Annotated in this window: 22 protein-coding genes; 19 read left to right on the top strand and 3 right to left on the bottom strand. The window is 49.1% G+C overall.

Features of this window, described 5'->3' with window-relative positions; genetic code table 11:
• The first annotated feature begins 31 nt into the window (after positions 1–31).
• Positions 32–625, top strand: coding sequence for a HupE/UreJ family protein (locus tag I0P70_RS09795; RefSeq protein ID WP_196117200.1), 594 nt, complete (start codon positions 32–34; stop codon positions 623–625).
• Between the two features lie 72 nt (positions 626–697).
• Positions 698–3,037: a M1 family metallopeptidase gene (locus tag I0P70_RS09790; RefSeq protein ID WP_196117199.1), complete on the top strand. Its 2,340-nt coding sequence runs from the start codon at positions 698–700 to the stop codon at positions 3,035–3,037.
• 130 nt (positions 3,038–3,167) lie between these two features.
• Here the strand turns inward: I0P70_RS09790 and I0P70_RS09785 are convergent, their stop codons facing one another.
• Positions 3,168–4,514 carry an NAD(P)/FAD-dependent oxidoreductase gene (locus tag I0P70_RS09785; RefSeq protein ID WP_196117196.1) on the bottom strand — a complete coding sequence of 449 codons (1,347 nt, stop codon included), beginning with the start codon at positions 4,512–4,514 and terminating at the stop codon, positions 3,168–3,170.
• A gap of 214 nt (positions 4,515–4,728) precedes the next feature.
• Positions 4,729–5,403, bottom strand: coding sequence for a carboxypeptidase-like regulatory domain-containing protein (locus I0P70_RS09780; RefSeq protein ID WP_230392104.1), 675 nt, complete (start codon positions 5,401–5,403; stop codon positions 4,729–4,731).
• Between the two features lie 73 nt (positions 5,404–5,476).
• Here I0P70_RS09780 and I0P70_RS09775 point away from each other — a divergent pair, with 73 nt between their 5' ends.
• From I0P70_RS09775 to I0P70_RS09710, 14 genes are all read left to right on the top strand, one after another.
• Positions 5,477–5,863 (top strand): metalloregulator ArsR/SmtB family transcription factor, encoded by a 387-nt coding sequence (locus I0P70_RS09775; RefSeq protein ID WP_196117194.1) that lies wholly within the window; start codon positions 5,477–5,479, stop codon positions 5,861–5,863.
• Between the two features lie 137 nt (positions 5,864–6,000).
• Positions 6,001–6,702 (top strand): YjjG family noncanonical pyrimidine nucleotidase, encoded by a 702-nt coding sequence (locus I0P70_RS09770; RefSeq protein WP_196117192.1) that lies wholly within the window; start codon positions 6,001–6,003, stop codon positions 6,700–6,702.
• A 118-nt stretch (positions 6,703–6,820) separates the two neighbouring features.
• Entirely contained in the window at positions 6,821–8,455 is a 1,635-nt protein-coding gene (gene pruA / locus I0P70_RS09765; RefSeq protein WP_196117190.1) for an L-glutamate gamma-semialdehyde dehydrogenase, read from the top strand.
• A 358-nt stretch (positions 8,456–8,813) separates the two neighbouring features.
• Complete coding sequence (locus tag I0P70_RS09760; protein WP_196117188.1) at positions 8,814–9,407, top strand: hypothetical protein; 594 nt, start codon at positions 8,814–8,816, stop codon at positions 9,405–9,407.
• 357 nt (positions 9,408–9,764) lie between these two features.
• Positions 9,765–10,139, top strand: coding sequence for an NADH-quinone oxidoreductase subunit A (locus tag I0P70_RS09755; RefSeq protein ID WP_196117186.1), 375 nt, complete (start codon positions 9,765–9,767; stop codon positions 10,137–10,139).
• 80 nt (positions 10,140–10,219) lie between these two features.
• On the top strand, positions 10,220–10,774 hold the full coding sequence (locus I0P70_RS09750; protein ID WP_007655226.1) for an NADH-quinone oxidoreductase subunit B: 555 nt from the start codon (positions 10,220–10,222) through the stop codon (positions 10,772–10,774).
• 5 nt (positions 10,775–10,779) lie between these two features.
• A complete protein-coding gene (locus I0P70_RS09745) occupies positions 10,780–11,286 on the top strand; it encodes an NADH-quinone oxidoreductase subunit C (protein ID WP_196117184.1) in 507 nt (168 codons plus the stop codon).
• 15 nt (positions 11,287–11,301) lie between these two features.
• The gene (gene nuoD / locus I0P70_RS09740; protein WP_196117182.1) at positions 11,302–12,552 is read left to right on the top strand and encodes an NADH dehydrogenase (quinone) subunit D; all 1,251 of its coding nucleotides are present in this window, start codon (positions 11,302–11,304) and stop codon (positions 12,550–12,552) included.
• Between the two features lie 55 nt (positions 12,553–12,607).
• Positions 12,608–13,141, top strand: a complete 534-nt coding sequence (gene nuoE, locus I0P70_RS09735) for an NADH-quinone oxidoreductase subunit NuoE (protein ID WP_196117180.1) — start codon at positions 12,608–12,610, stop codon at positions 13,139–13,141.
• A 63-nt stretch (positions 13,142–13,204) separates the two neighbouring features.
• Positions 13,205–14,551, top strand: coding sequence for an NADH-quinone oxidoreductase subunit NuoF (gene nuoF / locus I0P70_RS09730; RefSeq protein ID WP_196117178.1), 1,347 nt, complete (start codon positions 13,205–13,207; stop codon positions 14,549–14,551).
• Positions 14,552–14,611: 60 nt separating this feature from the next.
• Positions 14,612–15,592, top strand: coding sequence for a 2Fe-2S iron-sulfur cluster-binding protein (locus I0P70_RS09725; RefSeq protein WP_196117176.1), 981 nt, complete (start codon positions 14,612–14,614; stop codon positions 15,590–15,592).
• 3 nt (positions 15,593–15,595) lie between these two features.
• Complete coding sequence (gene nuoH, locus I0P70_RS09720) at positions 15,596–16,657, top strand: NADH-quinone oxidoreductase subunit NuoH (protein ID WP_196117174.1); 1,062 nt, start codon at positions 15,596–15,598, stop codon at positions 16,655–16,657.
• 73 nt (positions 16,658–16,730) lie between these two features.
• Complete coding sequence (locus I0P70_RS09715; RefSeq protein WP_196117172.1) at positions 16,731–17,240, top strand: NADH-quinone oxidoreductase subunit I; 510 nt, start codon at positions 16,731–16,733, stop codon at positions 17,238–17,240.
• 4 nt (positions 17,241–17,244) lie between these two features.
• Complete coding sequence (locus I0P70_RS09710; protein WP_196117170.1) at positions 17,245–17,763, top strand: NADH-quinone oxidoreductase subunit J; 519 nt, start codon at positions 17,245–17,247, stop codon at positions 17,761–17,763.
• A gap of 541 nt (positions 17,764–18,304) precedes the next feature.
• On the opposite strand, the gene I0P70_RS09705 is transcribed toward I0P70_RS09710, so the two are convergent.
• Positions 18,305–19,240: a hypothetical protein gene (locus I0P70_RS09705; RefSeq protein ID WP_196117168.1), complete on the bottom strand. Its 936-nt coding sequence runs from the start codon at positions 19,238–19,240 to the stop codon at positions 18,305–18,307.
• A gap of 437 nt (positions 19,241–19,677) precedes the next feature.
• Here I0P70_RS09705 and nuoK point away from each other — a divergent pair, with 437 nt between their 5' ends.
• Genes nuoK through I0P70_RS09690 form a run of 3 tightly spaced genes read left to right on the top strand, consistent with a single transcriptional unit; the run spans position 19,678 to position 23,488 of the window.
• Positions 19,678–20,007 carry an NADH-quinone oxidoreductase subunit NuoK gene (nuoK, locus tag I0P70_RS09700; protein ID WP_196117166.1) on the top strand — a complete coding sequence of 110 codons (330 nt, stop codon included), beginning with the start codon at positions 19,678–19,680 and terminating at the stop codon, positions 20,005–20,007.
• Positions 20,008–20,053: 46 nt separating this feature from the next.
• A complete protein-coding gene (gene nuoL, locus I0P70_RS09695; protein ID WP_230392103.1) occupies positions 20,054–22,015 on the top strand; it encodes an NADH-quinone oxidoreductase subunit L in 1,962 nt (653 codons plus the stop codon).
• 12 nt (positions 22,016–22,027) lie between these two features.
• Positions 22,028–23,488: a NuoM family protein gene (locus I0P70_RS09690; RefSeq protein WP_196117164.1), complete on the top strand. Its 1,461-nt coding sequence runs from the start codon at positions 22,028–22,030 to the stop codon at positions 23,486–23,488.
• The last annotated feature ends 7 nt before the right edge of the window (positions 23,489–23,495 follow it).

The raw sequence follows: 23,495 nt of genomic DNA, 5'->3' as shown, positions 1-23,495 counted from the left end.
AGCCGTAATTCCACCCTTTTATACTTCTATCGTGTCATCGGTTTTCTCTACCTACATTGAACTGGGCTTTTATCATATCTTTGATTTTAAAGCCTACGACCACATGCTGTTTTTACTGGCCCTTTGCGCCATCTATACCTTGAGCGACTGGCGCCAGGTGGTAGCACTTGTCACCAGCTTTACCATTGGACATTCCATCACACTAGCGCTCTCCACCTTCAACATCATCAAATTCGATACTGCGCTGATTGAATTTTTGATTCCGGTGACGATCCTGTTCACTTGTTTCATCAACTTCTTTAAGCTGAACGGCGCCGCATCGAAGCAGCACCCGATCTGGTCGTTCCACAATCTGCTGGCAATAACGTTCGGCCTTATTCATGGGATGGGTTTCTCAAACTTCCTGAAGTCGATGCTCGGTCGCAACGGTGAGACCTGGCAGCAGCTCCTGGCCTTTAACATCGGCATTGAGCTGGGGCAGCTTCTGATCGTGAGCATTCTGCTGGTAATTGGTTTCCTGATGATGAATCTGTTCCGAGCCAAAAAGCGTGACTGGATTCTGGTGCTCTCTAGTGCAGCAGCCGGCATTTCGCTGATCCTGATGATCGAGACAAACATTTTTTAGAACGCCTCTAAACTTTACAAAACAACCTCAGCCTATACCTTCAAACTAATCTCCACTCACCTTATACCTTACATGAAAAACCTAATCAGAGGATTGGCATTTTTCGGACTGTTAGCCGGGCCTTTTGCGGCCATGGCGCAGGACACGAAATTTGGCCAGCTTGGGCAGGAGCTGCCTACTCCCAATACCTACCGCACAGCCTCAGGTGCTCCCGGTCACCAGTATTGGCAGCAGCGTGCCGACTACACCATCAAGGTAGAGCTCAACGACGAAAACCAGTCAATAACCGGCTCCGAAACCATCACTTATACCAACAACTCTCCAGATGTGCTCTCATACCTGTGGGTGCAGCTCGACCAGAACATCTTCGAGCCGAAGTCGATGAGCAACATGACCCAGACCGGCACCCTGCAGGATAGGATGTCGACTGCGGCTGTGGAGCATCTGACGCGCGAAGCCTTTGATGGTGGCTATAAGATACGAGCTGTGAAAGACCGCAATGGCAAGGACCTAAAGTATACCATCAATAACACGATGATGCGTATCGACCTGCCTGCGCCACTTAAGCCAAAGCAGTCCTACACCTTCAGCATCGACTGGTTTAACTTCATCAATGACCAGAAAGCACTCGGCGGCCGCGGCGGTTACGAGTTCTTCCCGGGCGACAACAACTACCTGTATGAGATGGCACAGTGGTTCCCGCGCATGGCCGTGTACGATGACGTGAATGGCTGGCAGCACAAGCAGTTCCTGGGAGCCGGTGAGTTCGCGCTGCCTTTCGGTGACTACAAAGTGAGCATTACTGTACCTGCTGACCATATAGTGGCTTCTACGGGAGAGCTACAGAATGCCAGCCAGGTGCTAACCTCCGCACAGCAGAAGCGCTTCGCCGATGCCGCCAAAGCCGACAAGCCAACCCTGATCGTAACGCAGGAAGAAGCTACGCAGGCTGAGAAGAACAAAGCAAAAGGCAAAAAAACTTGGGTATACAGTGCCAAAAACGTGCGCGACTTCGCATGGGCCAGCTCCCGCAAGTTCATTTGGGATGCCATGAACGTGAAAGTAGGCAACCAGAACATCCTGGCAATGTCTTACTACCCGAAAGAAGCGAACCCGCTTTGGGGCCAGTACTCTACGGAGTCGGTAGCGCACACACTTAAGGTATACTCCAAACACACGATTGACTATCCTTACCCGGTAGCTATTTCGGTGCACGGCCCGGTGGGTGGCATGGAGTACCCAATGCTTTCGTTTAATGGCTACCGTCCGGAGGCTGATGGCACTTACTCGGCCAACACCAAGTATGGCCTGATCACGGTGATCATTCACGAGGTGGGCCACAACTTCTTCCCGATGATCATCAATTCGGACGAGCGCCAGTGGACCTGGATGGACGAAGGTCTGAATACCTTTATGCAGTACATCGCTGAGCAGGAATGGGAGAAAGGCTATCCGTCACGCCGTGGTGAGCCGGCTAACATAGTAGACTACATGAAAAGCGCCAAAAATACACAGGTGCCGATCATGACCAACTCTGAGTCGGTACTGCAGTTTGGCAACAACGCCTATGGCAAACCGGCTACTGCCCTGAACGTACTGCGCGAAACGGTAATGGGCCGTGAGCTGTTCGACCATGCCTTCAAAGAATACGCTAACCGTTGGGCCTTCAAGCACCCGATGCCAGCCGACTTTTTCCGCACCATGGAAGACGCTTCGGGGGTAGACCTCGATTGGTTCTGGAGAGGCTGGTTCTACACCACCGACCATACTGACATCGCCATCGAAGGTGTAAAATGGTTTACCATCGACTCACAGAACCCTGACTTCGTGAACGCCCAGAAGCGCGAGCAGCAGAACAAGGCACCACAGACACTTTCTCAGCAGCGCAACCTGCAGGATATCAAGCGGACTCGTTTGGATGAGCGTCCGGAACTGGCTGACTTCTACAACAAGTACGATCCACTGGCTACTACTGCCACTGACAAAGAGCGCTACCAGCGTTTCTATGCTTCACTGTCTGACAGCGAGAAGAAAGTGCTGGACTCCGGCCTGAACTTCTATGAAGTAGGATTCAGTAACCTCGGTGGATTGGTAATGCCACTGATCGTACGGATGGAATATGAAGACGGCACGGATGAAGTAGTGAACATCCCGGCCGAGATCTGGCGCTATAACAACGACGAAGTGACCAAGGTATTTGTAACAGAAAAGCCTGTGGTAAGCTTCACGCTGGATCCGTTCCTGCAAACTGCTGACACTGACCTGTCCAACAACAGCTACCCACGTCGTATGGCCCCATCCCGCTTCGACCTGTTCAAGCAGAACCGTCAGCAGCAGCCGAACCCGATGCAACAGCAGCGTCAGGAATCAAGCCGTGGCACCGGTAATGGGAATAACGGATCAAATCGCTGATTTTTGTCCATACAGATTTAACCTGCCCCTCCGAGGAGGTAGGGAATAAAAAAGCCCCAGTTTCTTACAACTGGGGCTTTTTTGTTTTATCGGCACTGCGAACCAACAATTTAACAATCTACAATTCAACTTACTCCATATTATACTTATCAACAAACTGACGCTTCGCCCGGTCTCCTTTCCGCACAAAAGGTCGGATGATCAGGCGTGTGCCGTTTTCATAGGTAAAGAATCGGTATATCCAGTTGCTTAGCACCACCAGTTTATTGCGGAAGCCGATCAGGTACATAATGTGCACAAACAGCCATGTAACCCAGGCAAAGAAACCACCCAAATGGATGTCTTTTGGCAAGTCAGCCACAGCACGGTTTCGCCCGATGATGGCCAATGAGCCCTTATCGAAGTACTCAAATTCCTCCAACTGCTCCCCTTTGATCAGGCGCTTCAGGTTCTTAGCCAGCAATTTTCCTTGCTGTATGGCAGGTTGCGCTACCCCCGGATGCCCTTTAGGCCATTTGTCGGTTTTCATGAGGGCAATATCTCCGATCGCGAAAATGTTATCATAGCCGAGTACCTGGTTGTAGCGGTTTACCAGTATGCGTCCTCTTTCCACAACCTCTGCCGGCAGTCCGTCGATCAGGGCACCCTGTACACCGGCAGCCCACACCAACGTTTGCGTCTGAATCTGCTCTCCCCCTTTGATAGTGGCCACATAGCCGTCATAAGATTCTACCAGCGCATTCAGCTTCACATTGATGCCTAAATCCTGCAGGTATTTCAGCGTCTTCTCGCTCGACTCCGGAGACATCGGTGGCAGCACGCGGTCCATACCTTCTATAAGGTAAATGTTCATCCTGCTAAAGTCCACCCCAGGATAGTCTGTCGGAAGGATATGCTTGCGCATCTCGGCCAGGGCCCCTGCTGTTTCTACACCAGTCGGGCCACCGCCCACAATCACGAAGTTGAGCAGACTTTGCTGCAGATCCGGGTCAGCGGTCATACTAGCCTGTTCAAAGCACTGAAACAGCTGGCTGCGCAAGTTCAGGGCATGCGGAATCTGCTTCAACGGAAAGGCATTTTTCTTCACTTCTTCGTTGCCGAAGTAGTTGGTTTTGGTACCTGTCGCTATGATGAGGTAATCATAGGGCAAATCACCCACTATGGTATGAATGGTCTTAGCAATAGGATTCACGCCATTTACTTTGACCAGACGGAAGTGAAAGTCTTCGAACTCGTCGCTGCCGAACATTTTACGGAGTGGCTCTGCGATGGAATCAGGCTCAAGCCCTGCCGTGGCTACCTGGTAAAGCAATGGCCAGAAACCATGGTAGTTCTGACGGTCGAGCATCACGACTTGAAAGTCCTTGCACTTCAGTTTTTGGGCTACATTAATGCCCCCAAATCCACCGCCAATGATCACGACACGGGGTTTGGTAGTATCAGGTATATTGAGCGATAATTTATCTATATCCAGCATAAGGTGAATTTTTAACTTTTGAAAGCATACACGGCGCAAGTCTATACAGGGCCAATTAGTATACGTTTCTTTCTATATTGGGGACTAACGCAGCCCGATGTTGTTGGTTACTTTTGGTGCAATTATGAGTGCTGCGCAGCTCATCTGAGCTATAAAAAAAGCCCGGCTCAGGTATAGCTATACCTAAGCCGGGCTCCTCAAAATTTCAGCGTGATTACTTCTTGTTGTTAAACTCTCCGTTCCGGAGCATATCCAGCAGTTTGATGATCGCAAATGGACTGACGGTCGGGAACATATTGCGTTGCTCCTGCCGCTGGACCTGCTGCATGTTCCAAGCCCGGAAGTTAGCGTTTCCGTCCATCGGCGTTACACTGAAGAGCTCTTCAAGCCGTTTGGGATCGAGATTCCGCATGGCGATGGCCATTCCGTCATCCGGCAGCTTCACAGCCAGCACAGCCTCCCGGAAATCGCGCTCTGTAGGCCACGGAAACACCTGTACTTCAGGCAGCTGCGTCGGATCCTCCTGCATTTGCATGATAATGGAGTAGCTCTGACTCTGATAGTTCTTCGGTATTTTCAGGTATTGCTTTTTATAACCTATGGCACTGAACACGACGCTGTCACCGGTCAGCACAGGCACCGAGAAGAACCCATAGGCATTGGTCTGCGTGCCACGACTGGTTTTGGGCACGAACACGTTCACACCGGCCACGCCGTAGAGGCTGTCGCCGATGGTCACGAAACCGGTCAGCTGCACTACCCTCTTATGGCCCTGTGCTGCCGCCTCGTTGGGCGTTCCCATTATCAGGAAAGCAAAAAGGGCCATGGGCAACAGGAAGCCGAAGGCGCGTTTATTTGTAAGTAGTAGTCTTTGTAATTGGGGCATCATGTAGTACAATAATACTTCATATAATTTTATTATAGCAGCTTTTGGCTAATTTTGTTCTGACACGCTTTCAAATATGAGGCTCAAACACTTCAGTCTTTCCTTCGGAGAACAGGTTTTAAAGGCACTGGCAGACGACTCGCGGCTGCGCATGCTGCACCTGATCCTGCGCAACAAGGAAATGTGCACTTCCGACCTTGAGCATGTGCTGGACTTCACCCAGACCAAGACTTCACGCCACCTCGCCTACCTGCGTAATGCCGGTTTGGTAGCGCCCCGCAAACTCGATCAATGGGTATATTACTCCCTAAAGGAAGAAGCCTCTGATTTCGTTCAACAAATCTTCACCTACCTGGAGCGTGACGCCATGCTACAGAAAGATCAGGAAACGTACCGTATTCTATACTCCAATCGCGAATTGGCTGTTAACCGCATGCAAACCCGCCGCTGGACAGACAGTTAGCACTTATAAGACAAGTTCTTAGTCCATTGGTTTAAACAGAGATATAGACCTTTTAGTATAGTTTCGCCTGCTGCTGTTACACATATTTTTAAACATACCGCCCGCCAAGTCGTTTCTCTATAGCTGAGACTCTTATTATGAAGCCATACAAACACATATTCTTTGACCTTGACCACACACTGTGGGACTTTGAGAAAAACTCCGAGGAAACACTCTATACCTTATTCCACGAGTTTGGCTTGGCTGAGTTCGGCAAGTTCGACTGCGACTCCTTTTATAAGAAGTACAAGTTTGTGAATTACCTCCTGTGGGATCTCTATAATAAAGGAAAGATCGATCAGAAAGAATTGCGCGAGTCCCGCTTCGTCAAAACCCTGACCGGACTGGGCCTGGAGCCTCATCAGGTACCGACAGGTATATCCGAAGCATATACCGACCTGTGCCCGCAGAAGACGGCTGTTTTCCCCTATACCTTCGAGGTACTGGAATATTTGAAACCGAAGTACGGTCTCCACATCATCACCAATGGTTTCAAGGACGTGCAGTACATCAAAATGAACGGCTCCAAGCTAACAGATTACTTCGGCGAGATTGTGACCTCCGAGTGCTGTGGGTATAAGAAACCGGACAAGCGTATTTTTGAGCATGCACTCGACCGTATAAAGGTACGTCCTGCGGAATGCCTGATGATTGGCGATAACTTAGAATGCGACATTGACGGCGCCCGCCTGGCAGGTATAGACCAGGTTTTCTTCAACCCCGAGAAGAGTAAAAGCAAGCTCTCGCCCAAGCCCACCTACCACATCCACTGCCTGAGCGAACTACAGGCTATGTTATAGCAAAGCTATACCCCTTACAGGCCGGAAAATAAAATAATTCGCCTTACCTTTGTATAGCAGGCTGCCTCGTGTGGTCTGTCGAATGTCTTAGTCTGAATCTGTAAAATATCAAAAAGAGATGGCAACAGGATTTTTTAGAGTACCCACCCCAATAAACGAACCTGTAAAATCCTATGCACCGGGTTCACCGGAGCGCGAGGAACTACAGCGCACTTATAAAGAACTTAAGTCGCAAGAGATTGATGTACCGATGTACATCGGTGGCGACAAGGTATATACTGACAACAAGAAGCCGATGCTTCAACCGCACGACCACCAGCACATCCTGGGTCATTTCAGCGAAGGCGATGCGTCCCACGTGGAACAGGCGATCAACGCTGCCCTTGCCGCTCGTGAAGAGTGGGCTGCAATGGGTTGGGAGCACCGTTTGAGCATCTTCCTGAAAGCTGCCGAACTGCTAGCTGGTCCTTGGAGAGCGCGTATGAACGCAGCTACTATGTTGGGTCAGTCGAAGAACGCTTACCAGGCTGAGATCGACTCTGCCTGCGAGTTGGTTGACTTCCTGCGCTTCAATGCACAGTATGCCACCGAGATCTACCACATGCAGCCGGAGTCATCGCCGGGCGTATGGAACCGCATGGAACACCGTCCGCTGGAGGGCTTCGTATTCGCTTTGACGCCGTTCAACTTCACGGCCATTGCCGGTAACCTGCCAGCCTCTGTTGCCATGATGGGTAACGTAGTGGTATGGAAGCCAGCCCACACGCAGATCTATGCAGCGCAGATGATCATGGAGCTGTTCCGCGAAGCTGGTCTTCCGGATGGTGTTATCAACTTAGTGTATGTAGACGGCCCTACTACTGGTGATGTAATCTTCAACCACGCTGATTTCGCGGGTATCCACTTCACAGGCAGCACTGGCGTATTCCAGCACATCTGGAAGACCATTGGCACGAACATCCACAAGTACAAGTCATACCCACGCATTGTAGGTGAGACTGGTGGTAAAGACTTTATCGTAGCACACAGCTCGGCTGACGCCAAGCAAGTAGCAACCGGTATCGTGCGAGGCGCATTCGAGTACCAAGGCCAGAAATGTTCTGCCGCTTCACGTGCTTACATCCCAAGCAACATTTGGGAAGATGTGAAAAATTACGTGATAGAAGACCTGAAGACTTTCAAAATGGGTCCGCCGGAAGATTTCTCTAACTTCATCAACGCGGTGATCGACGAGAAGTCCTTCGACAAAATCGCCAAGTACATCGACAACGCCAAAGAGAGCAACGAAGTGGAAGTGATTGCCGGTGGTAACTACGACAAATCGAAAGGTTATTTCATCGAGCCAACGGTTCTGTTGTCGCACAACCCACAGTATGTGACCATGTGCGAGGAGATTTTCGGGCCGGTGATCACGATTTACGTGTACGACGAAAATAACTTCGAAGAAACGTTGAAGCTAGTAGACTCTACTTCGCCATACGCCCTGACAGGCGCCATCTTCAGCCGCGACCGTTATGCAGCTGAGTTTGCCACGAAGAAACTGCAAAATGCCGCCGGTAACTTCTACATCAACGACAAGCCGACAGGCGCCGTGGTAGGACAGCAGCCATTCGGTGGCGCTCGTGCATCTGGAACGAACGACAAAGCCGGTTCTATGCTGAACCTGTTGCGTTGGGTATCTGCCCGCTCTATCAAAGAGACGTTTGTAACGCCAGTAGACTACCGCTACCCGTTCCTGGGTGAGAATAAATAAGGTATAGTTATACCTGAAATTGAAAGCACCACGCTCGTAAGGGCGTGGTGCTTTTTTGTTTAGGTATACCTTATACACTTTGGCAAAAGCTGCCTATCTAACTTTTTTAGGATGCAAATCAATGAGCTATGTAATGTCCAAATTTGCAATCATGAATATGCCAGAGTCTGTCATATTAACCTAATATAAATTAAATGACCCGTAACAGAAGAAAATGTATTCCTTTTTGTATATTCTCGTTAGTTAGCAATAAAGTAAAATTCTATAAATCTTAATTAATTATATAGGTTCTCCTATATACATTTAATAATTTTGTATTATAATTTGCTGTGTATATAGATACAACTCTTAAAAATTTATGAATAAGATTTACATTTTAATTATTATACTATTTATTGGATCATCATCTATGGCGCAGTCTGTTTATGACTTAGATTCAAGAAATGGTTTCAAGCATTACAAGTTCGGAACTAGTATTAAATCCTACCCTAATCTTTCAAGGACAAAAACACTACTTGAACGACTTAATAATTCTTTGGATGCGAATTTAGCTACCTATATTGATTCAAAAAAAGATAACAGTGTTGGTGATATAGCGGTAAATGATATACAATATGCATTCGTTAATGGCTCTTTATATACTGTCAGCTTTGAAACTTCCTTGTTAAAAGCACGGACTTTGTATAAGACTTATGTTGAACTATACGGAAAGCCTACTTCAAGAAGCACATCACCTATTAACGAGAAGCGCTTCATCTATACTTGGAAAGGTAAAAATGTCCATTTAGAAGTTACCCTAGATGAATCGCCTCAAACATATATCTCAGGTGGTAATAATAAAGAATCTGGTGGCCATGTATTATATACATATGTTCCATTAGATAAAAAGCTTAAAGAATTGAAAGCACAGTCTGAGAGGTCTTCAGATAATAAACTAAGAAGAGATCTGTAAATTGTTTTAGTAACTATTTGGGCTGATAAGATTAAACTCAACAGCTAGTTATAGAAGTACAATAATAAACTGAATACAATTATAGAAACAATAAGCACCATACTCAGAAGGGTATGGTGCTTATTGTTTTTACATCAACACCCCCACCCCGCTATCCGATATCTCCAACCCCACTAAACCACACAATCTAAAACAACTCCAACTGTACAAACCACACAAACTACCAGAATTGCATTCCCCCCATCCAATAACACTTTAGAACCATTCTTAACGCGATTTACATTGGATATAGTCTTTTGATTGTTGGCTATTTATACCTAATTTTGCTCCCAAATTTCAATAAAGCATTACAGCAATATGGAAACTACTGGTACTCAGTATCTACCGTCGGACTACCTTCCTATTTTGATACAATTTGCGGCAGCAATCGGCTTCGTTATTTTCGCGCTGGTGGTGACCCATTTACTTGGTCCGAAAAGAAAAAGTGAGGTAAAAGACGCCTCTTGGGAAAGTGGTGTGGAGTCAGTAGGCGATGCCCGTACGCCAATCTCTTACAAGTACTTCATCACGGCCATCCTGTTCGTGCTGTTCGATATTGAAATTATCTTCATGTACCCCTGGGCGGTGAACTTCCGCGAATTCGGTCTGGAAGGCTTCCTGCCCATGATGTTATTCCTTGGTGTGATCCTTGCAGGCTTCTTCTACGAGATCAAAAAAGGCATTCTCAAGTAGTTCGGCACCAGTAAACTTTTCTAGGGTAAACGGTGTTTTTGCAGGGGTAAACAGAGATTAAAACTCAGAATTTCAGAAACATGAGCGATACAAATAAAGATATAAACATGGTAGAGGCACCAGAGGGCCATAGCGGCGCTGGTTTCTTTGCTACTTCCTTTGAAAAAGTAATTGGTCTGGCCCGTGCGAACTCGCTTTGGCCATTGCCTTTTGCCACTTCTTGCTGCGGTATCGAGTTTATGGCAACCATGGGCTCTACCTACGACATCTCCCGTTTCGGTTCGGAGCGTCCAAGCTTCTCGCCACGTCAGGCCGACATCCTGTTGGTAATGGGTACCATCGCCAAGAAGATGGGGCCTGTTGTAAAGCAGGTATACGAGCAGATGGCGGAGCCACGCTGGGTGGTGGCCGTGGGTGCTTGCGCTACCTCAGGCGGTATTTTCGACTCGTACTCTGTGCTGCAAGGTATAGACCGTGTGGTGCCTGTGGATGTGTACGTACCGGGTTGCCCGCCAAGACCGGAGCAGATTCTGGACGGTTTGATGCGTGTGCAGGATTTGGCTAAGAACGAATCCCTTCGCCGCCGTCACTCACCTGAATATCAGGCACTATTGGCTTCTTACAACATTAAATAAGCAGCATGGAGCTTACGAACGAAAACGTACTCGGTAAACTGATTGCGCAGTTTGGAGAAGAGAACATACGGGACGCTTACAACCCGGATGGCATTATGACTTTCACGACGAACCGTGAGAACATTATCGCCCTGATCCAATACCTGTATGACGACAAGGACCTGCAGGTGCAGTTCTTGACCACCATGGCAGGTATACACTTCCCAGACCACAAAGGTATGGAGTTGTGCATGATGTACCAGTTGCATAGCCTGCGTCATAATTTCCGCCTGCGCATTAAGGTGTTTACGCCAGCGGAAGACCCGATATTGCCGACGTTGACCAACATTTACGCCACCGCCAACTGGATGGAGCGTGAGGCCTATGACTTTTACGGTTTCATCTTTACCGGTCACCCGAACCTGATCCGCATTCTCAACATCGAGGAGATGGAGTACCACCCGATGCTCAAGCAGTATCCGCTGGAAGACCAGACGCGGGAAGACAAAATCGATACGTATTTCGGACGCTAAGCCAGATAAACCACTATGGCTACTGATAATAAAACAGCTGACACTGATCAGTTACAGGAATTTCGCGACAACCGCGACCTGAAACTGCAGGACAAAAAGAACGAGAACCTGACGACCCTGAACTTGGGTCCGACGCACCCGGCTACACACGGTATCTTCCAAAACATCCTGCAAATGGATGGAGAGGTGATCATGGACGCTGTGCCGACGATCGGGTACATTCACCGTGCATTTGAGAAGATTGCCGAGCGCAGACCGTTCTACCAGATCACGCCGCTGACTGACCGCATGAACTACTGTTCGTCCCCAATCAATAATATGGGGTACCACATGACAGTGGAGAAGCTTTTAGGTATAGAGATTCCAAAGCGTGCGCAGTACATCCGTGTGATCATGATGGAGCTGGCCCGTATTTCCGACCACCTGATCTGTAACTCGATCTTGGGTGTGGACTCCGGCGCCTTTACCGGCTTCTTGTATGTAATGCAGGAGCGTGAGCACATTTATGATATCTACGAGGAGGTTTGCGGTGCTCGTCTGACGACCAACATGGGTCGTATCGGCGGTATGGAGCGCGACCTTTCGCCTAAGGCTTTGCACCTGATTGGTGAATTCCTGAAGCGCTTCCCGAAAGTATGGGCAGAGTTTGAGAAGATGCTGACCCGCAATAGAATCTTCATCGACCGTACGGTAGGTGTTGGTGCTATCTCCGCGGAGCGTGCTCTCAACTACGGTTTCACAGGCCCTAACCTGCGTGCCACGGGCGTAGACTACGACGTGCGCGTGATGAACCCTTACTCTTCTTACGAGGACTTCGAATTTGAAATTCCGGTTGGCGAGAAAGGTGACACTTACGACCGCTTCCTGGTGCGCAACGAAGAGGTATGGCAAAGCTTGAAAATTATTGAGCAGGCTTACAAAAACCTGCCGGAGGGTTCATACCACGCCGATGCACCGCATTACTACCTGCCACCAAAGCAGGAGGTATACACCAGCATGGAAGCGCTTATCTATCACTTCAAAATTGTGATGGGTGAGATTGACGCTCCAAAAGGCGAGGTATACCACAGCGTGGAAGGTGGCAACGGCGAACTTGGTTTCTACCTGATCAGTGACGGCGGCAGAACACCATACCGTCTGCACTTCAGAAGACCTTGCTTCATTTATTATCAGGCGTATACCGAGATGATCAAAGGCGGTCAGCTGGCCGACGCGATCTTGACGCTGTCAAGCTTGAACGTAATTGCTGGCGAACTCGACGCTTAATACTTAATACTATATATCATCTAACACCGACCACTGGCCGGTGACATTTACAAAGATGGCAGAGACTATAAACGCATTTAAGTTTTCTGATAAAGCCCTTGCTGAGATTCAGCGCTATATCAGCCATTACCCGGAAGGACGCCAGAAGTCTGCCCTGTTACCAGCCTTGCACGTTGCGCAGGCGGAAAACAACGGTTGGGTGAGCCCCGAGGCGATGGACGCGATTGCCGAAATCCTGAACATACAGCCAATTGAGGTATACGAGGTGGCTACTTTCTATACCATGTTCAACCTGAAGCCGGTTGGCAAGCATGTGCTCGAGGTATGCCGTACAGGCCCTTGCTGCCTGCGTGGTGCCGACCAGATGATCGAGACGTTCAAGCAAAAGCTCAACATCGAAGAAGGTGAGACGACAGCAGACGGTATGTTTACCCTGAAGCCAGTGGAATGCCTTGCTTCTTGCGGTACAGGCCCAATGCTGCAGGTACGCGAAACCTATTACGAGAACCTGGACAGCGAAGAAGCGGTGGACCAGTTCATCGAGATGATGCGCAACAAAGAGGTTGAAACGCCTGAGTGGGCGAAGTAATTCATTGATAAATCAGGCAGCCTGCCTTAACACAACGGCTGCCGAGCTATATATCCTGTAACAATGGGAATCAAGATATTAACCGAACATATTAACGTACCGGGTATAGAAACCTTGGAGGTTTATCGCAAGCATGGCGGCTACCGCTCGGTAGAGAAAGCCATCAAAACGATGACCCCGGAAGAGGTGGTGGAAGAAGTGAAGACATCGGGCCTGCGTGGTCGTGGTGGCGCTGGCTTCCCGGCCGGTATGAAGTGGAGCTTTTTGGCAAAGCCGGAAGGAGTTCCGCGTTACTTAGTTTGCAACGCCGACGAATCGGAGCCGGGTACTTTCAAGGACCGCGTGTTCATGGAGAAAAACCCGCATGCCCTGATCGAAGGTATGATCACATCGAGCTATGCGCTGGGTGCGAACACATCTTATATCTACATCCGCGGCGAATTGTTGTTTGTCCTGCGCATTCTGGAGAAAGCAATCGCTGAGGCTTACGCAGCCGGTTTACTAGGCAAAAACATTTTGGGTTCAGGTTACGATCTGGACCTGCATGTGGCGCCGGGTGGCGGTGCATATATCTGCGGTGAAGAGACAGCATTACTTGAATCACTGGAAGGCAAGCGTGGTAACCCGCGTAACAAGCCGCCATTCCCAGCGGTGAAAGGTCTGTTCCAGTCACCAACGGTGGTGAACAATGTGGAAACTATCGCTTCTGTGCCGTGGATCGTGAACAACTCTGGTGCAGAGTATGCCAAAATAGGTATAGGCCGTAGCACAGGTACTAAGTTGATTTCCGCCAGCGGTAACATCAACCGTCCGGGCGTGTACGAAATCGACTTAGGTGTTCCGGTTGAAGAGTTTATCTACTCTGACGAGTACTGCGGCGGTATCTGGAAAGGCAAGCAACTGAAGGCCGTTGTGCCGGGAGGTTCATCTGTTCCGATTCTGCCAGCTGACCTGATTTTAAAAACAGCTGCAGGCGAGCAACGCCTGATGACCTACGAATCATTGTCTGACGGTGGCTTCGTGAGCGGCTCTATGCTGGGTTCGGGTGCCTTTATCGTGTTTGACGAAGACCAGTGCATTGTGCGTAACACGTGGAACTATGCCCGCTTCTACCACCACGAGTCATGCGGACAGTGCAGTCCTTGCCGTGAGGGTACAGGCTGGATGGAGCGCGTGCTGCACCGCATCGAGCACGGCCACGGTCATCAGCAAGACATCGACCTGTTGGTAAGCGTAGCCAAGCAAATCGAAGGCAATACCATTTGCCCGCTAGGCGACGCCGCCGCATGGCCAGTAGCCAGCGCGATCCGTCACTTCCGTGAAGAGTTCGAGTGGCACATCAAGCATCCGCAGGAGGCGACTGCACCGGGCGCGGTATACAGAGGACAGTTAGCGGCAGCTACTGTTTAGTTTTAAATTAAATTAACTGCCCGCTATACCTAGGTAAGCGAGCTTTGGATAAAATAAAAGATGGCTAAAATAACATTTGACGGCATCGAGGTAGAGGTTGAGGATGGAACCACCATCCTGCAGGCCGCCAGAAAAATTGGTGGTGATGTAGTGCCCCCCGCCATGTGCTTTTATACCCCGCTGAAAGGCAGTGGCGGTAAGTGCCGTGTGTGCCTTGTGAAGGTAACGCAGGGTTCTGCCCGCGACCCACGCCCAATGCCGAAACTGGTTGCTTCGTGCATTACACCAGTACAGGACGGCATGGTGGTGGAAAACACAACCAACGAAGAAGTACTGAACGCCCGCAAGGGTATCGTGGAGATGCTGCTGATCAACCACCCACTGGATTGCCCTGTGTGCGACCAGGCTGGTGAGTGCGATCTGCAGAACCTTTCTTACGAGCACGGTGTGAGCGCTACGCGTTACGAAGAGCCGCGCCGTACTTTCGACAAAGTAGACTTAGGTCCTTACATCCAGCTGCACATGACGCGTTGCATTCTGTGCTACCGTTGCGTGTACACCGCTGACCAGATCACGGAGAAGCGTGTGCATGGTGTACTGGGCCGTGGCGACGCAGCTGAGATTGGTACTTATATCGAGAACGTGATCGACAACGATTTCTCAGGTAACGTGATCGATGTGTGCCCGGTGGGTGCTTTAACAGACAAAACGTGGCGCTTTAAGAACCGTGTATGGTTTACGAAGCCGATGAATGCGCACCGCGATTGCCCTACTTGCAGTGGTAAAGTTACCCTGTGGGGTCGTGGAGATACAGTGCTACGCGTAACTGCCCGCAAGGACGAGTACGCGGAGGTGGAAGAATTCATTTGCAACACCTGCCGTTTCGACAAAAAGGAGATGAGCGACTGGACCATCGAGGGACCGCGCCACATCGACAGAGGTTCTGTTATCTCGGCCAACCACTACGAACTCCCAGTGGTGAACGTGCCGATCGTACCGAACCTGCCTAAATCTACTGTTAAAAAAATGCCAACGGAATAACGCATGGATTCTGTAGTTCTCATTTACAAGGGTATTTACATTCTGGCCATTTTCGGTATTTCACTACTGATTGCGACCTACTCTACTTACTTTGAGCGTAAGATCGCTGCTTTCATTCAGGACCGTGTAGGCCCGAACAGAGCGGGTCCGATGGGTTTGTTGCAGCCACTGGCTGACGCTGGCAAGCTATTCTTCAAAGAAGAATTTATACCTGCCAAAGCCAACAAAACGCTATTCATCCTGGGTCCAGGTATAGCCATGCTCGTGGCAGCTATGTCAAGTGCGGTAATCCCGTTTGGCGACACACTGATCCTGGGCGAAACATCGTTTGACCTGATCGCCATAGACGTAAACATCGGTATCCTCTACATTTTCGGTGTGGTGTCACTGGGTGTATATGGTCTGATGATTGGTGGTTGGGCTTCGAACAACAAGTTCTCGCTGCTGGGTGCCATCCGTGCCGCGTCACAGAACATCTCGTACGAACTAGCCATGGGTCTGTCCCTGATTGCGGTGCTGATGCTGAGCGGCTCCCTGTCACTAAAAGTAATTGCAGAGCAGCAGGCGGGCTTTAACTGGAACATCTGGTACCAGCCGCTGGGCTTCCTGATCTTCCTGATCTGTGCCTTTGCTGAGACGAACAGAACACCATTTGACTTACCAGAATCGGAAGCCGAACTGATCGGTGGTTACCACACCGAATATAGCTCTATGAAGCTGGGTATGTACCTGTTTGCCGAGTATATCAACATCTTCGTAGTGTCGGCTGTGATGGCAACACTTTACTTCGGTGCTTACAACTTCCCGTTCATGGAGAACCTGCGCAATGCGTTTGATGATCCAGTTTTGGGTAATAACGTGGTAACGATACTGGGTGTAGTTGTGATGTTTGCCAAGATTTTCGCTTTCATCTTCTTCTTCATGTGGGTTCGCTGGACACTGCCACGTTTCCGCTATGACCAGTTGATGAAGCTGGGCTGGAACATCCTGATTCCGCTGGCCATCCTGAATATCCTGCTTACGGGCGGAGGCATTCTACTCTACGAATATTTTACAAAAGGATAACGACATTTGAATGTTGCTATGCCAGGCACTGTTATAGCCGGACAGCATAGACAGCAATCATAATCGAGATACAATGGAACCACTATCAAATAGAAGAAAGGACGTAGCACAAAAGGAAATGACACTCTCTGAGAGAATGTACCTACCTGCTATTGCCCAAGGTCTTGGAATTACACTGAAGCACTTCTTTAAGAAGAAAGCGACGATAAACTACCCGGAAGAAACGCGTTCGCGCAGCGAAATCTGGCGTGGTTTGCACGTACTGAAGCGCGATGAGAACGGTGCCGAGCGTTGCACGGCCTGTGGTCTGTGTGCCGTGGCCTGCCCTGCAGAAGCCATCACGATGACAGCTGGTGAGCGCAAGAAAGGTGAAGAGCACCTGTACCGCGAGGAAAAGTACGCTGTGACCTACGAAATCAACATGCTGCGTTGCATTTTCTGCGGTCTATGCGAAGAGGCTTGCCCGAAAGCAGCCATTTTCCTGCAGGACGACAAACTTGCTCCCGCCCGTTACGAGCGCGACGAATTCATTTACGGCAAAGACCGCCTGGTAGAACCGTTAAAAACCACTGAAACCAAATAAACCGATGACAGAGAGTCTGTTTTTCTTCTTTGCTTCACTGACACTGCTTTGCGCCGTGATGGTTGTTATCTCTAAGAACCCAGTGTACAGTGTAATCTTCCTGATCCTGACATTCTTCACGATATCAGCGCACTACATTCTACTAAATGCCCAGTTTCTGGCAGCGGTAAATATCATTGTTTATGCAGGGGCCATCATGGTACTTTTCCTGTTCGTACTGATGTTCATCAACACAGGTAAAAATATGGAAGACACCATGAAAAAGAATGTGCTGGCCAAAATAGCAGGTACAGTAGCTGGTGGTTTACTGTTCACAGTAGTTGTTGCTGCTTTGAAAGATGTAACACTCGGCCACCCGGATCCAGCCACTTTCAATTCGCAGGTAGGTATGGTAGAGAACCTGGGCAAAGTACTGTTCACAAAGTACATGCTGCCGTTCCAATTAGTAGCGGTACTGTTCCTGGTGTCCATGGTTGGTGCTGTGATGATTGGCAAGAGAGAAGCAGGAGAGCAGAACTTCTAATCGAGTTATACCTTCAAAAAAATAGAGAGCCAGTGCTGCAAAGTGCTGGCTTTTCTTATTGTATGGAGCTTCATATAGGCACCCTACCCACTACTGTCCAAAACTAATAAAACGACCTTTACAAGGCTTTGAGGCTAGATTCTGTCAACTAAAACTGTCCCCTTGAGGACAAATGAGAATGCGAGTTCGAAGGTAGCGACCGTAGCTAAACAGGGGTGTTCTAAAGGCCGAAGATTATTCAGAGCAGAAATCTAATAGCAAAACAGCAGCCTTTTACACCCCTATGGTCCCCTCGAGAGGACAGTCCTGTAGTCAACCTGAATAGCCAGAAAACAATTCTTTCACAGGTTTCGAACAGTAGTGGCCCCCGACCCTAAGTATTTACAGGATTTAAGGATTGAGAGGATTCTTTGTGATATGAATTCAGAATGTCTTTACAAATTGAAAGTCGCAAGTTTAGCGTCAGGGCAACTTGTGCCTGGTTTCAAAAATTAATGCACGTTGCCGCTATGCTCAAACCTAAAGTATAGAAGTGATATTATTACTCTAAACTGAGAACTACCTCCAGCAGCTCAGACCCACCCAGATCATCATCTGAAACTACTACCAGGCGATACCTGCCATTCCCTTCCCGCTTTTTAACGACCAACGACTCTGCCTTGCCTGTATAAGGCTCTCCGTTTGCTTGCAGCATTAATGTGGCGGGAATTTCCAGGGTATCCTGTTTTCCTATCGCATCAAAGGGAATGTACCCGATGTAACTCCCCAGAACCTCCCCATCACCGTAGGCATCGTCCGTATCTTCCAGTGAAGCTGTGAAAAAAAGCTTGTCATCATACACATAAGCACCTGAGAAGCCCGCCTGTAGGAGCTTCAGTTCGGGTAACCGGAAATATGCCAGCTCCGGCTTTGGCAATTGCACTGCAGATTCTGACAAGAGATAAGGTATAAATTCGGCCAGATTATAAGAGATCAACATATTCTGACCGGTCCCGATCGCGCGCTGCATCAGGTAAAGCCGGCCATGCCCGGCAGCTACGCCTTCAATGTTAAGCAGACTTTCTCCTAACTTCATTTGTGCTTCAAGTTCTTTGTAGAGAGGATCCAGATCAATGGCCTTTGCTCCATGTGTGCCTGCTCCTTCTCTACAGATATCATCACCGCAAATGTTGTAAAGATAGGCCTTACGCCGGGCAGGGGCTGAACCAGAACCCATCATAAGCAGATAGGGCTTGCCCTGATGTTGCAAAAGGGTCATGCCCTCCAGATCGGCTTTATCAGCTTTGTCAGTGCGCCCATTTTCGAAGCCGGTTGTATCAAAAATTGCTTCATGGGATACCAACTGGTAGTTCTTGTCCAGCTTGTATAGGTATGGAGAATCGTCGCCAGTCACATAATAATGGTCCCCCAGCATCTCAAGCCCCGAAGCAGATGGCAGATTATCGAAGTGAAGGTGCTTCTCAATAGTCGCTTTCATAGTCAGATCAGCATGATAAGGTGTAGTGGATGATGCGGTAGTTGGCTGTTGACAAGACGAAAACAGTGCAACCAGGCAAAACAGGTATAGCAGAGGTAAGTATTTTAACTTCATACAATTTTAGAGCAACCAGGTTATAGCATCCTGAATGGACAAATCAGCTTCGCTATACCTGATCAGGAACAGGTATAGCACGAGTGCAACTCGCCATCAAAAATAAGTCTTATACCCTACGCAGCCTAAAAAGGAAAGTATAAGCTGTACCTTAACAAGGCGTGTCCGCATTAACTAAAATATAAATCTTCAGGGACATGAAACCTTGTTACAGATCAGGCAAGAAGATTAGAAATATGTTATGGATTTTACAAAAATGGGGATAACTTTGCGACTTGATTTCAGAATTGTAATTTACCAGTAATACGTTCAGCAACCAGACGATGAACCAAATGCCAGAGGTTATCCGAACCATCCCGCTTGAATTCTACCTGTACTTCAGCACGGCCCTTTTCGCCATTGGCGTAATCGGCGTTCTCACCAGACGAAACGCAATTGTTATCTTCATGTGTGTCGAGCTGATGCTCAATGCCGTGAACGTCCTGATGGTCGCTTTGTCGTCTTATCGCTCTGACCCGAATGGACAAATCTTTGTGTTCTTCATCATGGCGGTAGCAGCAGCGGAAGTAACAGTTGGCTTGGCCATCATAGTGATGATTTACCGCAACCTGCGCACGACCGATGTGCAACTGCTGAACTACCTCAAGTGGTAGCCCACACATTACTTAACCTGAATAGCTTAACTAAATTATACGCTAAATGCAAGAAGTAGTAATGCCCATCAACAATCAGGAAATGGCGCTGCTGTGTTTGCTTGTGCCGCTCCTGCCGTTCATAGGCTTTCTGATTAACGGACTTGGCAACCGCAAATTGCCCAAGGCCCTTGTAGGTCTGCTGGGCTCTGGCACGGTGCTAGCCTCTTTTCTGATCTCGGTATACCTGTTCATTGACTTCACCTCCAATGGCAGCCGCCCATACATCGTTGACCTCTACAACTGGTTCACGGTAGGCAGCCTAGAGATTGGTTTCTCATTTATGATCGACCAGCTCACGCTGCTGATGCTTTTGATGGTGACAGGTATAGGTTTCCTGATTCACGTGTACTCGGCCGGTTACATGAGCCATGATGAAGGCTACGGCAAGTTTTTCGCTTACCTCAACCTGTTCATGTTCTCAATGTTGCTGCTCGTGATGGGCTCTAACTACGTGATGATGTTCGTAGGCTGGGAAGGTGTAGGCCTTTGCTCTTACCTGCTGATCGGCTTCTGGAACAAGAACCACAACTATAATAATGCCGCTAAGAAAGCCTTTATCATGAACCGTATCGGTGACTTGGGCTTCCTGTTGGGCATATTCCTGATCTTCATCACCTTCGGAAGTGTGAGCTACCCGGAAGTGTTCTTGTCTGCTTCGCAGATGACTGGCCTGACCGACAGCGGTGTGATGATTGCGATTACTATGCTTCTATTTGTAGGTGCGATGGGTAAGAGTGCACAGATTCCGCTCTTCACATGGCTTCCTGATGCGATGGCGGGTCCTACGCCGGTTTCGGCTCTGATCCACGCGGCTACCATGGTGACGGCGGGTATCTACATGGTGCTCCGCTCAAACGTGCTGTATGTGCTGGCACCGACGACGATGGAGTTTATCGCCATCATCGGCCTGGCTACTGCCCTGTTGGCCGCTACGATTGGCCTGGCGCAGAACGATATCAAGAAGGTACTGGCTTACTCTACCGTTTCGCAGCTGGGCTTTATGTTCCTGGCGCTGGGTGTGATGGCCTTCTCTTCTTCTATCTTCCACGTACTCACACACGCATTTTTCAAGGCGCTTCTTTTCTTAGGTGCTGGTTCTGTGATTCACGCCGTGAGCAACGAACAGGATATCCGTAACATGGGTGGCCTGCGCAAGTGGTTGCCGATTACGTTCATCACCTTCCTGATTGGTACACTGGCTATTTCAGGTATACCTCCTTTTGCTGGTTTCTTCTCGAAAGACGAATTACTGGCGCATGTGTTTGAGCATAACAAGCTAATGTGGGCATTGGGCCTGCTGGCTTCGTTCATGACCTCGTTCTACATGTTCCGTCTCCTGTTCCTGACCTTCTTCGGCAAATTCCGTGGTACAGAAGCACAGCGTTCACATCTGCACGAGTCGCCATCTTCCATGACCATTCCGCTGATTGTGCTGGCTATTCTTTCCACCGTAGGTGGTTTTATCGGTCTGCCAGCCGTGTTCAGCGATACGCATACCTTGGGCAACTTCCTGTCGCCTATTTATGACCTTGCCCGCCGCGCCAACGGTGCCGCTCTGGAGCCTGCTCACATTGACCATGCGACAGAATACATCCTGATGGCAGTTTCGGTTGTGGTGTCAGTTATCGCGATCATCATTGCTTATGTCATGTACGTGAAGAAAGAAACAGTGCCGGCTCCGGAAGGAACGCGCCTGTCTCCTATCCACAACTTGATCTACAACAAATACTACATCGACGAGATTTACGACACGGTGTTCGTGCGTCCGGTGATGGCCATGTCTACTGCTTTCCACCGCTTTATCGATGTGATTGTAGTGGACGGCATTGTGAATGGCTTCGGCAAACTGGTGATGGCGAGTGGCCGTGTGCTACGTCTCACGCAGAGTGGCGTGATTGGCTTCTATGTATTTGTGATGGTGGCCAGCATTGTCCTGATTCTATTTTTAAACTTCTTTATCGCTTAAGGTTCTAAGAAGATGATTACAGCTCTATTACTTTTCTGGCCTGCCCTAGCTGCACTGCTGGTGCTGCTGATTAAAGGCGAAGGTGCCAAGAAAGTGGCTTTTATAGCAACACTTGTTGAGTTTGCCATTGCCTTGTTCGCAATCGTAAACTTTGTTCCGGACGCCACTACACAGTTCGCCCTCAACATGCCGTGGGTAGAGCGTGCAGGTATAGGTTTCAGCATTGGCATGGACGGCATTAGCCTCCTGATGGTGCTTTTGACCACCTTCCTGGTGCCGCTGATTGTGCTTTCTTCTTTCAAGCATGACTACAAAAACCCGCACGTATTTTACGCGCTGGTACTGTTTATGCAAACGGGCCTGATTGGTGTGTTTGTGGCGATGGACGCTTTCCTGTTCTACTTCTTCTGGGAGGTAGCCTTGATTCCGATCTACTTCATCGCAGCCATTTGGGGCGGTGCACGCAGAATACCAGTTACGTTTAAGTTCTTTATCTACACGATTTTCGGTTCGCTCTTCATGCTGGCCGCTTTCGTATACCTGTACTTCCAGACGGCTGGCACCGAACTGGCGGCGCACTCTTCTAACGTAAACGCCTTCTACCAACTGACCCTTGACAGCGCGACGCAGAGCTGGATTTTCTGGTTCCTGTTCCTTGCCTTCGCCATCAAAATGCCGGTGTTCCCATTCCATACCTGGCAGCCAGATACCTATACTGAGTCTCCTACACAGGCGACGATGTTGCTGGCTGGTATCATGCTAAAAATGGGTATCTACGGTGTGCTGCGTTGGTTACTACCTGTTGTGCCAATGGGTGTGAGCCAGTGGGCTGATACCGTGCTGGTACTTTCGATCATCGGCATCATCTACGGTTCCATCATCGCCATCCGCCAGAGCGATGTGAAGCGACTCATTGCCTACTCGTCTATCGCACACGTTGGCCTGATTGCAGCGGGTATTTTCACCCTGAACGAGCAAGGCCTGCAGGGCGGCGTAATTCAAATGCTGAGCCACGGCATTAACGTAGTCGGCCTGTTCTTCATCATCGACATCATCTTCCGCAGAACCAACACAAGAGAGATTTCTAGCCTGGGTGGTATTACGCAAACCACGCCAGCGCTTTCAATCATGTTCCTGATTCTGTTGATGGGCTCTGTGGCACTTCCGTTGACAAACGGTTTCATCGGGGAGTTCCTGTTGCTGTCGGGCGTGTTCCAGTACAACCACTACTTCGGCGCTGTAGCTGGCCTGACCATCATCTTGGGTGCGGTATACATGCTGCGCATGTTCCAAGGTGTGATGTTCGGCACGAAGTCAGAGTCCACAGAAGGCTTCGCTGACCTGACCTTCCACGAGAAAGCTGTCTTGATTCCGCTAGTGATCATGGTGTTCTGGATTGGTCTGTTCCCGAACACTTTCCTGAGCATTTCAGAGCCTGCGGTTGGACAGCTGCTGAGCATTATCAACCGATAGTCCGCAA

Source organism: Pontibacter sp. FD36, assembly GCF_015686655.1.
Classification (GTDB): Bacteria; Bacteroidota; Bacteroidia; order Cytophagales; family Hymenobacteraceae; genus Pontibacter.
This window is presented reverse-complemented; position numbering and strand designations above follow the sequence as displayed.